Source organism: Acinetobacter sp. A22 (assembly GCF_030913345.1).
GTDB lineage: Bacteria > Pseudomonadota > Gammaproteobacteria > Pseudomonadales > Moraxellaceae > Acinetobacter > Acinetobacter junii.
Genome location: NZ_CP133162.1, coordinates 758,283 through 777,704, shown reverse-complemented (window position 1 = coordinate 777,704; position 19,422 = coordinate 758,283). Strand labels below are relative to the sequence as shown.

14 protein-coding genes and 2 pseudogenes are annotated in these 19,422 nt (G+C 38.3%); 6 read left to right on the top strand and 10 right to left on the bottom strand.

Annotation, left to right across the window (positions count from 1 at the left end; genetic code table 11):
• Nucleotides 1-67: 67 nt before the first annotated feature.
• Nucleotides 68-2,505 (bottom strand): annotated as a pseudogene (locus Q9Q86_RS03940) (ExeM/NucH family extracellular endonuclease).
• Between the two features lie 184 nt (nucleotides 2,506-2,689).
• On the opposite strand from Q9Q86_RS03940, the gene trmB reads away from it, so the two are divergent.
• Both trmB and Q9Q86_RS03930 read left to right on the top strand, forming a co-directional pair.
• Complete coding sequence (gene trmB, locus Q9Q86_RS03935) at nucleotides 2,690-3,406, top strand: tRNA (guanosine(46)-N7)-methyltransferase TrmB (protein WP_112986835.1); 717 nt, start codon at nucleotides 2,690-2,692, stop codon at nucleotides 3,404-3,406.
• Between the two features lie 348 nt (nucleotides 3,407-3,754).
• Nucleotides 3,755-4,114: a hypothetical protein gene (locus Q9Q86_RS03930; RefSeq protein WP_005402767.1), complete on the top strand. Its 360-nt coding sequence runs from the start codon at nucleotides 3,755-3,757 to the stop codon at nucleotides 4,112-4,114.
• 199 nt (nucleotides 4,115-4,313) lie between these two features.
• On the opposite strand, the gene Q9Q86_RS03925 is transcribed toward Q9Q86_RS03930, so the two are convergent.
• The 4 genes from Q9Q86_RS03925 to Q9Q86_RS03910 all read right to left on the bottom strand — a co-directional run bounded on the left by Q9Q86_RS03925 (nucleotide 4,314) and on the right by Q9Q86_RS03910 (nucleotide 8,081).
• A complete protein-coding gene (locus Q9Q86_RS03925) occupies nucleotides 4,314-5,096 on the bottom strand; it encodes a Rossmann-like and DUF2520 domain-containing protein (protein ID WP_112986834.1) in 783 nt (260 codons plus the stop codon).
• 132 nt (nucleotides 5,097-5,228) lie between these two features.
• Nucleotides 5,229-6,461 (bottom strand): dihydroorotase, encoded by a 1,233-nt coding sequence (locus Q9Q86_RS03920; RefSeq protein WP_112986833.1) that lies wholly within the window; start codon nucleotides 6,459-6,461, stop codon nucleotides 5,229-5,231.
• 11 nt (nucleotides 6,462-6,472) lie between these two features.
• Nucleotides 6,473-7,489 carry an aspartate carbamoyltransferase catalytic subunit gene (locus Q9Q86_RS03915; protein WP_004915106.1) on the bottom strand — a complete coding sequence of 339 codons (1,017 nt, stop codon included), beginning with the start codon at nucleotides 7,487-7,489 and terminating at the stop codon, nucleotides 6,473-6,475.
• Between the two features lie 235 nt (nucleotides 7,490-7,724).
• The gene (locus tag Q9Q86_RS03910; protein WP_112986832.1) at nucleotides 7,725-8,081 is read right to left on the bottom strand and encodes a hypothetical protein; all 357 of its coding nucleotides are present in this window, start codon (nucleotides 8,079-8,081) and stop codon (nucleotides 7,725-7,727) included.
• A gap of 233 nt (nucleotides 8,082-8,314) precedes the next feature.
• On the opposite strand from Q9Q86_RS03910, the gene rlmKL reads away from it, so the two are divergent.
• Nucleotides 8,315-10,519, top strand: a complete 2,205-nt coding sequence (gene rlmKL / locus Q9Q86_RS03905; protein ID WP_004953619.1) for a bifunctional 23S rRNA (guanine(2069)-N(7))-methyltransferase RlmK/23S rRNA (guanine(2445)-N(2))-methyltransferase RlmL — start codon at nucleotides 8,315-8,317, stop codon at nucleotides 10,517-10,519.
• Nucleotides 10,520-10,541: 22 nt separating this feature from the next.
• Here the strand turns inward: rlmKL and Q9Q86_RS03900 are convergent, their stop codons facing one another.
• Nucleotides 10,542-10,964 (bottom strand): hypothetical protein, encoded by a 423-nt coding sequence (locus tag Q9Q86_RS03900; protein WP_112986831.1) that lies wholly within the window; start codon nucleotides 10,962-10,964, stop codon nucleotides 10,542-10,544.
• A gap of 164 nt (nucleotides 10,965-11,128) precedes the next feature.
• Nucleotides 11,129-13,708 carry an ATP-dependent chaperone ClpB gene (clpB, locus tag Q9Q86_RS03895; RefSeq protein ID WP_004953616.1) on the bottom strand — a complete coding sequence of 860 codons (2,580 nt, stop codon included), beginning with the start codon at nucleotides 13,706-13,708 and terminating at the stop codon, nucleotides 11,129-11,131.
• A gap of 261 nt (nucleotides 13,709-13,969) precedes the next feature.
• On the opposite strand from clpB, the gene Q9Q86_RS03890 reads away from it, so the two are divergent.
• A complete protein-coding gene (locus tag Q9Q86_RS03890; protein WP_112986830.1) occupies nucleotides 13,970-14,770 on the top strand; it encodes a M23 family metallopeptidase in 801 nt (266 codons plus the stop codon).
• 45 nt (nucleotides 14,771-14,815) lie between these two features.
• Here Q9Q86_RS03890 and Q9Q86_RS03885 read toward each other — a convergent pair whose 3' ends face one another.
• On the bottom strand, nucleotides 14,816-15,244 hold the full coding sequence (locus Q9Q86_RS03885; protein WP_004953612.1) for an OsmC family protein: 429 nt from the start codon (nucleotides 15,242-15,244) through the stop codon (nucleotides 14,816-14,818).
• Between the two features lie 147 nt (nucleotides 15,245-15,391).
• On the opposite strand from Q9Q86_RS03885, the gene crp reads away from it, so the two are divergent.
• Together crp and Q9Q86_RS03875 are read left to right on the top strand one after the other, a co-directional pair.
• Complete coding sequence (crp, locus tag Q9Q86_RS03880) at nucleotides 15,392-16,099, top strand: cAMP-activated global transcriptional regulator CRP (protein WP_004915082.1); 708 nt, start codon at nucleotides 15,392-15,394, stop codon at nucleotides 16,097-16,099.
• 203 nt (nucleotides 16,100-16,302) lie between these two features.
• A complete protein-coding gene (locus Q9Q86_RS03875; protein WP_004915079.1) occupies nucleotides 16,303-17,082 on the top strand; it encodes a M48 family metallopeptidase in 780 nt (259 codons plus the stop codon).
• 52 nt (nucleotides 17,083-17,134) lie between these two features.
• Here Q9Q86_RS03875 and Q9Q86_RS03870 read toward each other — a convergent pair whose 3' ends face one another.
• A complete protein-coding gene (locus Q9Q86_RS03870; protein WP_112986829.1) occupies nucleotides 17,135-18,865 on the bottom strand; it encodes a biotin carboxylase N-terminal domain-containing protein in 1,731 nt (576 codons plus the stop codon).
• Nucleotides 18,866-19,381, bottom strand: a pseudogene (locus Q9Q86_RS03865) (allophanate hydrolase); the annotation flags it as partial.
• Nucleotides 19,382-19,422 lie beyond the last annotated feature (41 nt).

Below are 19,422 nucleotides of genomic sequence, written 5' to 3'. Positions count from 1 at the left end.
CAAGTTATATTCCGTGACGATTGATTAATTTATGAAAAAACAAACTGCACAATGTCACGGAATGTAGTTAAGCTCGACCAAAAAGCTTACCTAACCACTCAAATAGAGAATTTAAGAACTCGACAATGATATTTTTCTGATTCGGTTCTAGCTGAGCATCTGGTGTTTTTAAGTCTAAGTCTACAATGACAGGGTCATGGTCAGATGAACGATATGGGTCTGCAGCAAAGAAAAGTTCTTTTTGCTCATCAGTTTTATATTCTTCATTGTAATCAAGTACCGTCGGCTCATCAGCATTGATATGCCAAGCAAAAGCTTTAACTACACGTTTATAGAGATTTGCATCAGCAATCGCATGATCAAGATTACCTGCTCCACCATAACCATCACTATTACTGAAAACCCCAAAGACGTAACTATAAGCGTTCGTACCCTCGCCGATTTTGCTGTCATTGATTAGAACTTTGTAGTTGGCTTTTTCAAAAGCTAAAATTGGGTCTTCTTTGGCATAGCTATTCATATCACCAAGCAACAAAATATTTGGATTTTTGACTTGGGTAGGATTCTTTGCAATCCACTGAGTGAGCTGTTCGACGGCTTTAACACGAGTCGGATTCCAGCAGCCTTGACCATCTTTTTGATCTGCATCAAGCGAGTTCAAGTCAACGCCCGAACAACTTTTAGATTTAAGATGATTTGGAATCACTGTGAAAATTTGTCCACCATGCACTGGTTTGAATGATTGTGCGATAGTCGAACGATTCTTTTCACCCAGATCTAGAACGGCTGCTTTATTCACTGGTTGAACACGTTTGCTATTATAAATAATCGCCACAGCAATCACATCTGTGCCTAATTGATTTAAACCTTCAGGAATTACATATTTCCAATCAGGTCCTAAAGCTTTGGTTAAATAAGCAACCGCACTATCACTACCATAACCATTATTGGCAATCTCCATCAAACCATACACATCAGCATCAATGGATTTTAATGCGTTTATGATTTTGGCATGTTGCTTATCAAATTCAGCCTGACTGTTCGCACCACGTTCTGTAGGGAAACCATTCTTGCCATTGTCATAGTTCAACACGTTGAATGCTGCAGCACGAATATGTTTAGTTTGTTTCACAGCAATTGTCGTACGTGGATTAGTCGTGGTAACGACTTCAGGCAAGTTTGCACCTGCAATTGGTTGTACACGCCAAGCATTAAAGCGATATTCCAAAATGCCTTGTGCATTCTTTAATTGATATCCAGAACGTAAAGTTCTTAAAGCACTAAAATTTTGTGGCAACCATGGTGCTCGATTTTGATTATTATAGCCATCATCAAAAATGATCTTAGAAAGCAGGTTTTGCTGTGCCAATGCCTTCGCTTCATTCGATAAAGCTGGATATAGATTGGTAGGAATAAATAGGCGACCAAGACTCAGGGACAACTCACCATAACGCCCAAAATTATAGTTCTCGCTGACAGTTAAAGTTTGCGGTAATTTCACCAACATGCCTTGATAGCGTTTTGGTGTATTACCTGTATTTTCAGTCAAACTCGTAAATGGCAAATTAAGATCAAGTGGCTGAATTAGCGATGCCATATTTTGATTACAGGTTTGTATGTCTTGCTGTAATTGATCAATTTGAAGTTGGTTTTGATAGTTAGTGAGACGACCGCGTAAAATCACCTCATCGCCGATTTGTCCGCCTTTGACAGCACTGCTCGCAGGAATATAAACAAAAATCGCATTACTCACATTTGGCGTTGCCTTGCTATCTGGTGTTTGTATATAGAAACCTGAAAATCCATTGCTATAGCGATAGTCCGCCGTGATCACCCCACGAATCGTATAATTTTGATTTTGAGTTGACTGTGCTAAGTTCGCAATTGGAGTATCCGTACTGCTACAGCCGACTGATTCATTGACTGGAGGCGTTGTTGTTGAACCTGACAAATTTGAAAAATCATTTCGATCTGACCAAGCTTGCCAAGACTGATCTAAATCAAATGGACTGGTTGGATCAACACTGATCACAGGATTATCAGTTTGAATACGTTTAAAACTATTAGCAACACTATAAACTGTAGTGCCCCAACCTGAAGTTGGACGCTCACCTATCCGTCCAAAACGATCTACAGGCGTACCACGATAAAGTAATACAATCGCATCATCTCCATTGAATGATAGACCTGCTACTTGATTCACTTTGTTGCCTAATTGTGTTTGTAATTCCGAACGCCCGATTAGATATTTCTGTTTACTGGCTAAAGCCCCCTGTAAAGGAAATGCTGCTGTTTTGACTGTTCCCCCATTATTAAATTGTTGGATTTCATAATCTGCTAAATTTACTGTTGTCGCATCAGGATTATAGATCTCTAAACCTTTACGGTTGCTACTACCATCAACAGGTGGCTAAACATGAGTTGCGCATGTGCAATAGAAAATGTAGAAGAAGCTCCTAACAGACCTAAACAAATTGTAAGCGAATGGTAATTAAAATTTTTCATAGTTTTTTACTAAGTGTTTTAAATTGCAATTAGGCTATGCAACTTCTATGACAACTCTATGAAGCTTTTTTGACAAATTTTAATCACTACTAAAAAGTTTCAAGTAAATAAAACGATTTAAAAGTTTGACTTGAACACCTGAACACTTAAAATACGGCATTTCTATATTTATATCTCCAGAATCATGTCAAACGATCAGTTAGAAACGCAAATTACGGAACTCGACAATTTGCCTGAGCACCGTGAAATTGTGACGTTTATGCGTCGTTCAGCTCCGCTCAATACGTCACAACGTACTGCTTTAGAAGATCATCGTGATTTAATTTTGGAATACCCTGTTGGTGATTTACGTCAGCACTTTGAGCACCCCAAACGTCCATTAACCGTTGAAATCGGTTTTGGTATGGGACGTTCTTTAGTACTCATGGCTAAAGCAAACCCTGAGCGCAACTTTGTAGGCATTGAAGTACATGTTCCTGGTATCGCACAATGTGTCTATGAAGCAGGCATGGCAGGTTTAAAGAACTTATTTGTATTGGATGCTGATGCAATCCAAGTATTACGTGAAATGCCAGACAACAGTATTAACTGTGTACAACTTTATTTCCCAGATCCATGGCAGAAGAAGCGTCATTTTAAACGCCGCTTCGTGATACATGAGCGTATGCAATTAGTCGAACAGAAGTTGGAACTTGGTGGGACTTTCCACGCAGCTACTGACTGGGAACCATACGCAGAATGGATGCTTGATATTTTGGACAATCGTCCTGATATGGAAAATTTAGCGGGTAAAGGTAATAGCTACCCTCGCCCTGAATGGCGTCCAGTGACCAAATTCGAACGTCGCGGGCTTGAATCTGGTCATAAGATCAATGACTTTATTTTCAAAAAAATAAAGTAGTAATTCATCAAAAATTTAAAAATAGCATTAAATATCAACATTTAATGCTATTTCAACCTATTAAAAACCAACTCAATTTTAAATTTCAAATATAAAAGACAAAAAGTGAATTATTAAAACAACTTATAAAAGCTGTACCTATCAAACCTATATGCTTACTTTGTAAAATCAAATGTGTTCAAATTTACAACCCTCTATTTACATGATCTATAAATATTTTTTGTTCATGTTTAGCTAAAATAAAAAATGAATCATTTTGATCTCAAATGAAGAAATTATTGCTTCATAAACAATGAGTGCTCTATTCAGTGCAATGATTTAGCCCAAAGATGAAGATAGGTTGGTTTTATGGAAAAAACTCTGCAATGCCCCAAATGTGGTTCTACAGAAATCGAAGTACGTGATCATGACAAATTACTTAAAACTACAGGTGGCGTTTTAATGACTGCTGCTGGCACAACTGCTGGTACAGTAGGTGGTGCAGCAACTGGTGCATCAGTTGGAGCAGCTATAGGAACTGTAGCAGGTCCATTGGGTGTAATTGTTGGTGGAACTATTGGAACTTTCGTGGGTGCAATTAGTGTCGGGATTACAGGTGGCGTCGTTGGTAATATTTTCGGAAAAAAAGCGGGTGTCGTGATCGACAAGAATATTTTTCAAGATTATTTATGTCTAAAATGCAAACATCGTTTTAATCAAAAGAATTGATTAAGTTCAAGACACATTTACCTAATTTCTAAGCTGATATTTAAACAACTCATATCAGCTAAATGTGTTTATAAACAATACTTAAGTTTTCTAATACAGGTATTTTCTGATCTGCTCCTCTTGTTATTAATTATAAAAAATGCAAACACGACCGAACTTAGTTTAGACAAAAAAGATTATACAATTTATACATTTATGGTTATTTACCAGGTAAATGACGGGTCTTAATACCTTCACTTAAGAGCTGATAAACATCAACAAGATCATTTCTTGCATCTTTTTCTAATAACTTATGATGCATTTTTAAAATATTTTCATCACCACGCATAGCTGGACCTGTCTGCATTTCTTTAGGGTCATTGATTGTTGCTTTTTGTGCAGTCTCCAATATCAATGGGTGAAGTAAAGAAAAATCGACCTGTTGTTCATCAACAATTTGTTTAGCAATATCATAACAGTAGTTACTAAAATTACATGCAAAAACAGCAGCCATGTGCAATGTCTGACGCTGTTGAGAGCTGTATTGGTAAACCTTCTGAGTCAAACTACCTGCTAAAGAGGTGAGTAAATCCAAATCATGATTGTTTACAGCCTCGACAAACACAGGCGTTGTAGTCCAGTCAATCTCTCGTTCATAACTAAATGTTTGTAAAGGATAAAATACACCTGATTTGTCGTTAACTACTGAAAGAACTTCTAAACTTGTACTTCCTGAAGTATGTACAATTAATACTTGCTGCAAATAAGCGCTAATTTTTTGAATAACTTCAGCTATTGCTTGATCTGAAATAGCGATGATCACTAGATCAATATCAGAACTTAATTGCTCAAAATCACTGATGGCAACAGCATCCACTAACGATGCTAAACGATTGGCTTTTTCTAAATCACGACTAAAAACTTGTACAATCTGGTGATCAGGATGGAGTACTTTTGCTAAATGATAGGCAACACGCCCTGCACCAATGAATGTAATTCTCATTTTTATAGAACCTTTTTAGAAGCGAAATAATCTACCAATAAACTCTTTAAGAAAAGATTACAATAATGAATTAACTAATTGAAATAATTAAGCAGAATAAGTAACTTGACCTATTCTGCTTAGAAATAAAGTTTAGATAAATGTCTGAAGCACTTTGCCTTTCAAGGTTTGACCTAATAGCGGTGTATTTTTACCTTGAGATAAAATTGTTTCTTTTGAAACAGTCCACTCTAGCTCTGGATCAATCAGTACCCAACCTGCTTCTTGTTTCCAACGTTCAGTCATATTGGCAACTTTAGCAGGATTTAAGGTAACTTTTTCGACCCATTCTAAAGCATCAAAAACACCTTCTTGGATAAGCTGAACACCTAAACCGACATAGGTATCGAACGCTGTAATACCTGGTTGAGTTTCAGCAAATGGAGCCATTTTTGCTGAACTACTTAATGGTTCGTGATGGGTACAGATAGCGTCAATCACGCCCTCTTTTAAACCCTGACGCAACAAAGCTTTATCTTGTTCAGAGCGCAGTGGCGGACGAACATGTGCTAGAGAATTAAATCCATCCGTCAATTGTTCAGTTAAATGAAGTTGATGCATTGCTACATCCGCAGTTACTGGCAAACCTTTGGCTTTCGCAGCACGAATCAAATCAGTAGACGCGCCACATGACAATAAACCAAAATGGGCTTTGACACCTGTTGCTTCGATCATGAGTAAATATTTAGCAATCGCCACAGTTTCAGCAATCGCAGGAATCATTGGCAAACCCTGACGCGATGCAATAAAGCCTTCGTGTGCACAACCATCTTTCGCGATTTGCGGCTCTTCTGCGTAAAATACTACTGTTAAATCTAGACCAGCAGCATATTCAAGCGTACGAATCACAACATCATCATTTTCAAAGGCGGCATTAGCATTTGAAACCGCAGTACAGCCACCTTTTTTTAGACCAGCCATATTAGAAGGTTGCTTGCCATTTAAACCTTGAGTTTGAGCACCAATAATTTGAAGATAAATACCACCATCTAGTTGAGCTTTCTCAATTAGACCATGGATCAACGCACCATTATCTTGCACGATCGGCTTTGAGTCAGGAGGTGTAATTACATGCAAAATACCGTTTGCTCGCGCAGCTCTCCCCTCAGATTTTAATGTGCCGTGCTGTTGTTGTCCTGGTTCACGCAAACGCGCGCAGAGATCAACCATAGTTGGCATTAACCATTTACCTTGACCATCAATCATCTGATCAACTTGAGATGCTGCATCAACAATTTTACCGTTCTCTACATAAACAGTTTTAACTTGATCTGTTTTTTGAATTGGATCGAGTACACGAACATTTTCAATTTTTACAATACTCATGTGTAGCACCCTTATACAGCAATCGCTTCAATTAAACCTTGTTCTTGGAGCTGACCTTGCATCGCAAGTGCCAATACTGCCATGCGAACCGCAATACCATTCGTGACCTGTTTTAAAATCACTGATTGATCGCCATCAGCGACACTCGAATCAATTTCAACGCCACGGTTCATCGGTCCAGGATGCATCACAATACAATCTGGTTTAGCTAAAGCAAGACGTTCTTTATTTAAACCATACATCTTGTAAAACTCAGATTGAGATGATAATGCTGGAGAGTCGATACGTTCATTCTGAATACGTAATGCAATGATGACATCACAGTCAGTCACACCTGCATCCATTTGATTGAACAAGCGAACATGTTCACCGTATTCATTAAAACCCACAGGTAACAAAGTATTCGGTGCAATCACTCGAATGTCTTTACAGCCCAATGTCTGCAAAGCAGCGACATTTGAACGTGCAACACGTGAATGTTTGATGTCACCAATAATTGCAACGCTTAATTGCTCAAAAGGCTTTTTAGTTTCACGGCGAATGGTCAGCATATCTAGCATCGCTTGCGTTGGGTGCGCATGACGACCATCACCTGCATTAATAATTGCGACCTTAGGACATACATCTTTTGCTATGAAGTGCGCTGCACCTGAAGAGGAATGACGCACGACGAATACGTCCGCAGCCATAGCTTCTAAATTCCACAGCGTGTCACGCAAAGTTTCACCTTTAGATGTACTTGAGCGTGCAATATCAATATTTAATACATTTGCGGATAAACGCTTAGCTGCTGCTTCAAAGGTAGTACGTGTACGAGTAGAGTTTTCAAAAAATAGATTCATTACCGTGCGCCCTTCTAGAAGCGGACGATTAATCAAATTATTATTATCATCTAAAAAGCTTTGTGCTGTATCCAAAATCTTAGTCAGACTTTCTTTTGAAAGCCCCTCAATCGTTAAAAAATGCTTGAGATTTCCTTGTTGATTGAGCTGTATCTGACTCAAAGTATGCAATGCTGCCACGTGCATAAGAGATTCCTTATACGTTAAGTTAACGCATTATACAGATTTTATATTTCTTTCGTCGTTGAAGTTTTCAGCACTCAGCAAAACTTTTTAGTGGTGATCTACAATAACGATTTAATATTTTCTCTGCATGTTAATTTGATGAAAAGAAAATCAAAAAAATAAGGATGTAGAAAAAGCTCTACACCCTTGTAACGCTGTAATTATTTTTCACTTATTGTTTTTTTATTATTATCACTTATCGCAATGCACCAATATAATGGTGAGCGACTTGAGCTTTATAAATTTCTTCTTCTGTAACTTCCATAAAATAGCTTTCTTCTGTTTCTTCTAGCTTTTTATTTTCAACTATGGCTAACGTAGGCTCTGGATATAAATCTATTAATGGACGTAAACGATCAACATAGTGAGCCAACTCTTCGTCACTTGTTTCCAAAGCAATTTCTATAATGTGTTTTGCATATTCTTTATTGTTAACTAAGTACATCACATCAATTACACGACTGGATACACGTCTTAAACGAACATACATTTGTGTTGCGATAGCAAAAGCTTCAGCATTTACCTTAATTTCACTATTCATGCTTTCTTTCATAAAGTCCTCACGTCGTTGGGAGAAATGTATATTCTTGATTCATCACATAGAAAGCAAAATATGTACCAATAATTAAAAACACATTTAAACTTAAAAAATATTTTTATGAAAATTGATTAAAAATAGTAAAAATAATAGTCAATAATGCGGTCGATCACACAAATTTGCACCGACAGTTTCATTAAAAATCAGTTAAAATAGCCGATTGCTGAACTGCTTTTTTGGAAATGTGCATGAATTCTACACAACGTCTGACAAACTATTGGGTGACCTGTGCGGATGGACTTGAAACCTTATTACAACAAGAACTTGAAAATTTAGGTATTCAAAACATTCAACGCTTTGCTGGACGTTTGGTATTTAAAGGTACACTAGAAAATGCATATCGTGTTTGTATGTGGTCTAGACTTGCTTCTCGCGTGTTGTTACCGATCCACACTCACGAATTAGAACATACTCACGATGCCCGTGATGTCGCAGAAGAACTCTATGAAGGTGCAATCAGCTTTGATTGGTCTCTCATTTTTGCACCGCAAAGCACCTTCGCAGTGCGTTTACATGTTGAACGAGACATTAAAGTAAACACTCAATTTGCAACTTTACGTGTGAAAGACGGTGTAGTCGATTCGTTTATGGAAGCTGTTGGTAAGCGTCCAAGTATCGATATTAAACAGCCTGAAATTACCCTTTATGCTTTGGCTGGTAAAACTGAACATACTTATTGCTTAGATTTATCGGGTGACTCATTGCACAAGCGTGGCTATCGCCGCTTTATGACTGACGCTCCGATCAAAGAAAACCTTGCAGCTGCGATATTACTAAAAGCAGATTTAGCAAATTATCGACCTGATATTATTTTAGATCCAATGTGTGGTTCAGGGACATTTATCATTGAGTCACTCATGATACTCACTGATCGTGCACCAGGATTAGTGAGACGTTTTGGATTCAATGGTTGGCATGGACATGATCGTGATTTATGGTTATCTCTCAAAGCCGAAGCTGCTGAACGCCATGAAAAAGCGTTAGAACAAGATTTACCAAAATTTTATGCTTACGATGCAGATTGGGAAGCTGTTAAAGCCACACGTCAAAATATTATTGCTGCAGGCTTCGAAAAACTATTGGATCAAATCCAGATTGAAGAACGTACTTTAGCAGATTGGGATGATTTCCATGCTGAAGGTAAAAAAGCATTTATCGTAACGAATCCTCCTTATGGTGAACGTTTAGGTGATAAAGCATCTAACCGCTCACTTTATCTAGGTTTATCTAGCTTATTGCAGAAAAATTTTCCAAATCAGCGTGCTGCAATTATCGCTGCGCAAATTGAACAAGCGGATGTGTTGGCATTTAATGACCCACAAACTTTACGTTTGATGAATGGTAAATTACCGATCTACACTCGATTCGGGACAATTAAACCAGCAACAGTTACTCAACCATTTCTAGCGACATGGCAACCTCAACAATTTGAAAAAATTGAAGGTGCAGAAGATTTTACAAACCGTTTGCAAAAAAATATGCAAAACCTAAAAAAATGGGCTGTAAAAGAAAACGTATTCTGTTTACGTATTTATGATGCAGATTTGCCTGATTTTAATGTTGCTGTCGATCTTTATGGTGATCGATTACACGTACAAGAATATGCCCCACCAAAAAGTATTGATCCTGAAAAAGCTAAAAAACGTTTCAATTTAGCTTTAGCTGCTATTCGTGCAGTTACAGGTCTAAATCGTGATGCGATTTTTATCAAAACACGTGCTAGACAAACGGGTACAAATCAATATACCAAGCAAAGTACAGCATCAAAACGCTTTATCGTACAAGAAGGTAAAGCACGTATCTTAGTAAACTTGACTGATTATTTGGATACAGGTCTATTCCTAGACCATCGTCAAATGCGTTTACGAATTGCAAAAGAAGCACGTGGAAAACACTTCCTTAATTTGTATAGTTATACTTCAACAGCAAGCTTACATGCCGCTTTGGGTGGTGCAGCAAGCACAACGAGTGTGGATTTATCTAATACTTACTTGAGCTGGTCAAAAGAAAACTTTGTATTGAACGGATTAACTGTTGATCATGCCGATGAACAACATATGTTCTTTGCAAGTGATTGCTTTGAGTGGTTAAAAGAAGGTCATGAACAATATGATCTAATCTTTATTGATCCACCTACTTTCTCAAACTCAAAGAAATTCTACGGGACTTTTGACGTTCAGCGAGATCATGTTTCATTAATTAAACGTGCAATGAATCGCCTAACAAGTGATGGTACCTTGTATTTCTCAAACAACTATCGTGGGTTTGAGTTAGATGAAGAAATTGAAGCGATGTATCAGATTGAGGAAATCACGTCTGAAACCATCGGTTTAGATTTCAAACGAAATCACAAAATCCATCGTGCTTGGAAAATCCAACATCAACAAATCTAAGTAAATCATCCAAGAGATCGGGTTACTTGACAGTAATCCGAATCTCACCTTTGATATTTGATGATTCAAACTCATATATCGTAAAGCGATCTGGATCTTGTGCATGAGGCTTGATCGTTGCCTTTTTCTTTTCTCGCAAGTCAGCGACATTATTTTTCTTTTGTTCTTCGTATGGGGACAGAACACCATCTAAAAGCGTTTCAATACGAATTTCTCGCAAATAATTATCACTTAAAATTCGCTGAGCACGCCACCGCTCTTCCTCAGGCTTCTGAGCATCTTGTTCAGCTTTCTGAATAATATAAGGTAAGGTATTGTTTAATATAGTTGTTTGTTGAGCAAGAATCCTTTCTGATAGTGGCTGAACAGCCCAACCTTTCAAAGGCAGAGCGGTTATGAACAAAATTACACCGATATTGGTGTAATAGTGCTGCTTTTTTTCCATTGCAATTCATCCTGAATTTTTTTCTTATTTGCTCAGAAAGTATCAAGTTTTTCATAATGTCGCAATGTCATTGGTAATATTCATTGAAAAATCTGATAAATTGCTTAATACAAAAAAAGATGGTGACTTATGTCACCATCTTTTTAACTTGAAGATTTCAAAATTTAACTGAGTTTGATTTTGTCAAATACCAGTTGTCCGCCCTCAGCTTTAATCAAAATATTATCTCCTGGTTGGAACTCACCTGATAATATTTTTTGAGCAAGACTATTTTCAACTTGCTGTTGTATCGCACGTTTCAAAGGTCGAGCTCCGTAGATCGGGTCAAAACCAGCATCAATTAACAGATCAAACGCTGTATCATCAACAGTTAAGCCCATATCACGATCACTCAAACGAGAACGTAAACGATCTAACTGAATATCTGCGATACCACGTATCTGAGCTTTTTGTAGTGAGTGGAAGATCACTAGCTCATCAATACGGTTGATAAACTCTGGACGGAAATGCTGACTTACAGCACTCATCACAACAGTTCTTACTTCATCATCAGTTGCGCCTTCTCCTAATTCACGAACATCTTGTGAACCAAGGTTAGATGTCATTACGATAACCGTATTTTTAAAGTCAACCACACGACCTTGCGAATCCGTTAAACGACCATCATCCAACACTTGTAATAAGATATTGAATACATCTGGATGTGCTTTTTCCACCTCATCAAACAGTACGACGCTATAAGGTTTACGACGTACAGCTTCAGTTAAAACACCGCCCTCTTCATAACCAACATAACCTGGAGGTGCACCGACTAAACGGCTAACTGAGTGCTTTTCCATAAATTCAGACATATCAATACGAATCATGGCATCATCACTATCAAACAAGAAGTTTGCTAATGCTTTAGTCAACTCAGTTTTACCAACCCCAGTTGGACCAAGGAATAAAAATGACCCACTTGGACGATTTGGATCTGACAAACCTGCACGTGAACGACGAACTGCATTCGATACGGCGACGACTGCTTCATCTTGCCCAACTACACGATTATGTAAAAACTCTTCCATATTAAGAAGTTTCTCACGCTCGCCTTGAAGCATTTTTGAAACAGGGATTCCTGTTGCTGCACTTACCACTTCAGCAATTTCATTTTCAGTCACTTTAGTACGAATGAGCTTTGGTTCCTCATTTTCTTCTGCGACTTCAGCTTGTTCCAAACGTTTTTGTAACTCTGGAATCACACCATATTGCAAACGTGCAGCCTCAGCTAAATCACCTTCACGCTTTGCTTTTTCTAAAGCAACACGTGCTTGATCAAGTTCAACTTGAGCCTTTTTATCACCTTCGACCAGTGTTTTTTCAGCTTTCCAAATTTCCTCTAGATCATTGTACTCTTTTTGCTTTTCAGCAATCTGTTGCTCTAAATGATTAACTTCAGCTTTACTACCCGCATCTTCATCTTTTTTCACCGCTTCTAGTTGCATTTTTAACTGAATTAAGCGGCGATCCAATTTATCTAAAGCTTCAGGTTTAGAGTCGATCTCCATTTTGATGCGCGATGCAGCTTCATCAATCAAGTCAATCGCCTTATCTGGTAACTGACGATCGGTAATATATCGATGAGACATTTTAGCAGCAGCAATAATCGCTGAGTCTAGAATTTGTACACCGTGATGTGTTGCATATTTCTCTTTAAGACCACGTAAAATTGCAATCGTATCTTCCACACTCGGTTCATCAACCAAGACTTTTTGGAAGCGGCGCTCAAGTGCAGCATCTTTTTCAATGTATTGACGATATTCATCTAAAGTCGTTGCACCAACACAACGCAACTCACCGCGAGCCAAAGCAGGTTTTAACATATTACCTGCATCCATCGCACCATCACCCTTACCAGCACCAACAAGTGTATGCAACTCATCGATGAAGAGAATGATTTCACCCTCATGCTTCGCAAGGTCTTTTAGAACGGCTTTTAAGCGCTCCTCAAACTCACCTCGATATTTTGCACCCGCAAGTAATGAGCCCAAATCCAAAGAGAGTACACGCTTATTCTTCAAGCTTTCAGGTACTTCACCATTGATGATCCGTTGTGCCAACCCCTCAACAATTGCGGTTTTACCCACACCAGGCTCACCAATTAACACTGGGTTATTCTTGGTACGGCGCGACAACACTTGAATGGTACGGCGAATTTCATCATCACGCCCAATCACAGGGTCTAACTTACCTGCCAATGCACGCTCAGTTAAATCAATCGTATATTTATTTAATGAGTCACGTTGATCTTCGTGATTATTACTCATAACTTTGTCATTTCCTCTAATATTTTCAATGACTTTACGTAAATTCTCTGCTGTAACACCAACACCATTCAAAATAGTTTTGGTTTCGCCTGTCTCAGCTAAACCCAACAATACCCAATCTGTTGATAAAAACTCATCACCAACTTTCTGTGCATAGCGATCCGCAAGATTCAATGCCTTTACCGCTTCAGGATTAAGATTAATATCACCTGTTGGGTTTGCTAATGTCGGAGCATTTTTTAAAGCTTGCTCTAATTTCTGCTTTAACTCAGGTAAACGAGCGCCAGCCTGTTGTAATAAGCTTAAATTAGCAGGCTCTTCTAACAAGGTTGTCAGAATATGAATTCCTGCTATCGCTGTATGATCCTTACCCATTGCTAACGATTGAGCATCTGAAAGAGCTTGCTGTAAACGGTTTGTAAATTTTTCAAAACGCATTCTTGTTATTCCTCACAACAAATTTTCAACTTGTAATTAAGATGGGAACTAATTTTTAAATTTCAAATAAAATTTATATATATTTCAAAAATTTATATTAATCATCATTGATAAAACTCAGTAATAATATGGGACTATAAACTCCCTATTTCAAGTATAATTTTATAAATTTTTAATGTGTTGAAAGATCACAAATGGACTATTGCTTATAATTTCAATCTGACCTACTTTGACATAAATAATTTCATGTCATTGAAAGCAATGTATTTTAATAAGTTTGTTATTTCTTCTGTTCTTATTACACTTTCCTCAGTCTCAGTAGCTGAATTACCTAAAGACTCGCGTCGAGCGGGAGGAATTGCGGTAATACCATTATCAGACCAAATAACGCAGGTGTTTTATAACCATAAACCTGTTTTAATTTCTCGTGAAAATTCTAAACGATATGCTGTTTTCGGTATTCCTTTATCTGCTCCTGTTGGAATATTGAACCTTGAAACGAATATCGCCCCAATTCAAATTGAGATCAAAGCATTCTCATATGCTGAGCAACGTTTAAACGTAAAAAATCAGGATTATGTAAATCCAACCCAAGCGCAACTTGACCGCTATGCTCGCGAAGCCAAAGAACAAAATGATATTTACGACTCTTTTACAAACAGTACTTGGACTCAATTTCCTAATTTTATCAGTCCTACTAAAGGTAAATTCAGTAATTCTTTTGGTCGGAAGCGTTTTTTTAATGGAGAAGAACGTGCTCCACATTCTGGATTAGATATTCCCGCACCTGTAGGACAAAAAGTCATTGCACCAGCTGATGGTATTGTCGTTCAGACTGGTAACTACTTTTTTAATGGTAATACCATCTTGATTGACCATGGTCAGGGCTTAATCAGCATGTTTTGCCACTTAAGTAAAATTGATGTTGAAAAAGGTCAAGCAATTCGTCAAGGTCAACTTATCGGTCTTGTAGGAAAAACTGGACGAGTGACAGGCGCACATTTGCATTGGGGTATGAGTTTAAATAATGCACGAGTTGACCCACAATTATTTTTAAAATAAAAAAGGTGATCGATATTGATCACCTTTTAGAAAATCTAAACAATCTTAAGCTTCGGCAGTTTCAACAATTTCAAAATCATGCGTGATTTCGACACCACCATCAGATAACATTTTACTTGCCGAACAATATTTTTCAGCTGAAAGTTCAACTGCCTTCTCAACTTGCTTTTCTTTGACAGCTTTTCCAGTCACAATAAAGTGCAAATGGATTTTGGTAAAAACTGCTGGAATCGCGTCAGCACGTTCAGCTTTTAGCTGACATACGACATTGGTCACATCTTGACGAGATTTCTTTAAAATGGTCACAATATCAAACGAAGCACACCCACCAAGTCCCATTAAAATCAACTCCATAGGACGTGGACCACGGTTTTCACCACCATATTCAGCGGAACCATCCATCAGCACAGTGTGACCACTTTCTGATTTCGCTTCAAAAGCAACATTCTCTAACCAATGTACACTTGTTTGCATTGCAACTACCCAAAAAACGTTATAAATTTACTCTGTTCTTGTACACTAACATAAAATGAGTTGATAAGGAATTTCATCTCTTCTGTGTAGAAAAGGCTCTAACAAGGCCTGTGCGATCGGTTTTATCCAAATTCGGAAATTTTAAGCATGACTTCAAATTTTTCACAGCTTAGCACTGATGCTTTATCACCAGGTCAATTACCTGAATCTGTTAAAGCCTTGCTAAAACGTGCTCATATTAACAGATACCCTAAACGCACCACGATTGTTGACGCTGGAACGGAATCAAAATCACTGTATTTAATATTAAAAGGTTCGGTGTCAATTATTTTACGTGAAGATGATGAACGTGAGATTGTCGTTGCATATTTAAACCCTGGGGATTTCTTTGGCGAAATGGGTCTTTTTGAGAAGAACCCACAACGTACTGCGGAAGTAAGAACTCGTGATGTTTGTGAAATCGCTGAGATTTCATATGACAACTTCCACGAATTAAGCAAACAATATCCTGATTTGAGCTACGCGGTATTTGCTCAATTAGTTCGCCGCTTAAAAAATACAACACGTAAAGTAACTGACCTTGCATTTATTGATGTATCTGGTCGTATTGCACGTTGTTTAATTGATTTATCTTCGCAACCAGAAGCAATGATCTTACCAAATGGTCGTCAAATCCGTATTACTCGCCAAGAGATTGGTCGTATTGTCGGTTGTTCACGTGAAATGGTTGGACGTGTTCTTAAGACGCTTGAAGATCAAGGCATGATTCAAACTGATGGTAAAGCAATTTTAATTTTTGATACTTCATTAGAAGAAAATGCATTTACTGAAGAAGAGTTTGACGACGAAGAATAATCGTTACACGCTTCTAGTGACTCTTAACAAAGCCAGTGCCTCACACTGGCTTTAATTTTTTGATTTATCTCAAATATCATTTTCAGTTTGATTACATAATTACAATGATTATAGAGAGATTCAGAATGTTATGCGCTTCAAACATTTTTTATAATTCTAAGGAATGATTAAATCAATAAGATACTGATTTGGAGAGAATAAGTATGAAGAAGCTGGCTTTAAGCCTTTGTGCAGCATCAGTGATGACCATTTCTGGTTGTGCTTCTTTTGCTGATATGGCTGGTGCAGATAGTGCAACTTTGAATGCTCAATCAGCACAAAGTTTCTCTAAAATGACTCAAGAAGCTCGTGCTAAAAACCAACTTGATACTAGTTCTAGCACTTATCAACGTATCAATACGGTTTTCTTACGTTTAAAACCTTATGCAGATCGAATGAATCAAACTGGACAACGCTTTGATTGGCAGCTTGCAGTGCTGAAATCTGACAACGTGAATGCTTATGTCGCACCTGGTGGTAAAGTTGTTTTCTACACAGGTATCGTAAATAAGCTAAATCTAACCAATGATGAAATCGCTGCAATTATGGGACATGAAATGACCCATGCCCTTGAAGAGCACGCTAAAAGCAAAATTGGGGCTCAAGCACTGACTAGCCTAGCCATTGGTATTGGTACCAGCTATGCGGGCGCTAATATTGGTGAAGCTGGAAATGCAGCAATTAACTTAGGTAGCCAAATTGGTATTGGTTTACCTTATTCTCGTAATCTCGAAAGTCGTGCCGATTACGGCGGTTTGATGTTAATGGCGCGCGCTGGATACAATCCTAACGCGGCAATTAGCTTATGGGAAAAAATGAATCGTCTTGATGGTCCTGGCGGTGCATCGTTCTTATCAACACATCCATCAAATACTCAACGTATTGGCGATATGCGTAAGAACCTACCAGCAGCTATGGCTGTGTACAATCAAAGCCGTCGTTAAGCCATACAAAGCCACTAGATAATGATCTAGTGGCTTTTTTATTATAATGGTCTCAAACTGGATGAATCTCAGCTATTTTCTCATCGTTTGAATAATTTTGATGGATCTGTGCTAATTGCTTAATCTGTCCACTACGATGAGCAGTTACCTGAACTTCCATTTTCATTGCCTCCATCACTGCAACTACATCACCTTTTTCTACCATTTGATTGTCTTCTACTTTCCAAGCTGTAATTACACCTGAGATTGGAGCAAGCAGCGTTTTTTCATCAAATACTTTAACTTCTTCTATAGGTTTGACATGCTGTTGAACGCTTTGAAAATTTAAAAACTCCTTCGGCAATCCAATTTGTTGTAACTTCCCATCTATTTCAATCATGAAACGTGCAAACTGATGATCATCCTGAATCATACTTCGCTGTTGAACCTCATATTCGTGAGAAAAATCTTGCTCAATCCATCGCGTATGTACTTTAAATTCGTCAACAAAATCTGGATGTTGCAATACTGCTTTATGAAAAGGTAAAACAGTGGCTACACCTTCTATTTCAAAAGCAGCTAAAGCCCTTTTAGCTCGTTGAATGGCAATCTCACGTGTTGGTCCCGTCACGATTAATTTTGCAAATAAAGAATCAAAATGGCAGGAGACTTCACTTCCTTGCATAACGCCTGTGTCTAGACGAATTCCAATACCAGATGGCGCCATAAATTTGGATATTTGACCAAATGAGGGAATAAATCCACGTGCAGGATCTTCGGCATTGATACGAAACTCAATTGCATGAGTTTGGGTTTTCGGCGTAGCTTGGATTGAAAGCGGTTCACCTAATGCAATTTTTATTTGTTCGACAACAATATCTAATCCCGAAGTTTGTTCAGACACGGGATGTTCAACTTGTAATCGTGTATTAACTTCCAAAAATGAAAGCTTGCTATTTTGGCTCAATAAATATTCGACTGTACCAGCCCCGACATAATCAACTGCACGACATAGCTTGATCGATGAACTTACAATTTGCTGATAAATATCATCGGATATAAATGGTGCTGGCGCTTCCTCTACAAGCTTTTGATTACGTCTTTGCAAAGAGCAATCTCGTGTTCCAACAACAACGATATGACCTAACTGATCTGCGAGAATCTGAGCTTCAATATGTCTAGGCTTATCCAAATATTGCTCAACATAACATTCGCCTCGTCCAAAGGCTGCTGTAGCTTCTCTTACGGCAGACTCATACAGGCTCGCAACTTCCTCGAGCTCCCAAGCGACCTTTAAACCACGTCCACCGCCACCATAAGCAGCCTTGATAGCAATCGGGAGGCCATATTGTTTAGCAAACTTTAGTGCTTCTTCTGCAGACTGTAGTGGTTGTGCTGTGCCCTGTACCAATGGAGCACCAACTGATTGAGCAATTTTTCTTGCTTGAATCTTGTCACCAAGTTGTTGAATTGCCTTAGGCGGTGGCCCAACCCAAATAAGCCCTGCATCTAATACTGCTTGCGCAAAATCAGCACGTTCTGAAAGGAAACCATATCCTGGATGAATCATCGTGACTTGAGCTTTTTTGGCAATTGCCAAAATTTTATTAATATCGAGATAAGTTTCTTTTGCAGTTAAACCTGATAGCGCCCAAGCTTCATCCGCCATTTTGACATGTAAACTCGCCATGTCATCATCTGCATAGATTGCAACCGACCTAATCGCTAAATCTTTGCAAGCTTGAATCACACGAACTGCAATCTCACCCCGATTTGCAATTAAAAGCTTATGTGAACTGTACATTTATTTTAAGTCCATAAAATCTGAAATTTGTCTAAATTTAATCAAACACCCCGTTGGAATCTGCGCGATTAGGTCCAGATGATATGCTGCAACACTCGCGATGACTGGATATCCACCTGTAATTGGGTGATCATTCATAAATAAGACAGGCTGACCATTTGGGGGTACTTGTATCGCTCCAGTACAACATCCTTCACTCGGTAACTCTTTGTCGATCTCTCTCACTAGTGGTTTTTCACCACTTAATCTCAATCCAATTCGGTTACTTTCAGCACTGACTTGCCACCGCTGATTGAAGAACAATTCCAAACTATCTGTAGAGAACCAATCTGTTCGAGGACCTAAACACACATCTATAATGATTTCATCGCCTACTTTTGGTTTTGTTCGAACAAAAAGATTTAACTCAACAGGATAAGTTTTTAACTGAGCAGAATAAATCTGATCACCGACCTGAATAGGCGATGTACCCAATTCTGCAAGAGAATCATAACTGACACTACCTAGAACTTGCTCCGCATAGTGAACCGTACCGGGTTTGTCGGAGACTTTTTTAT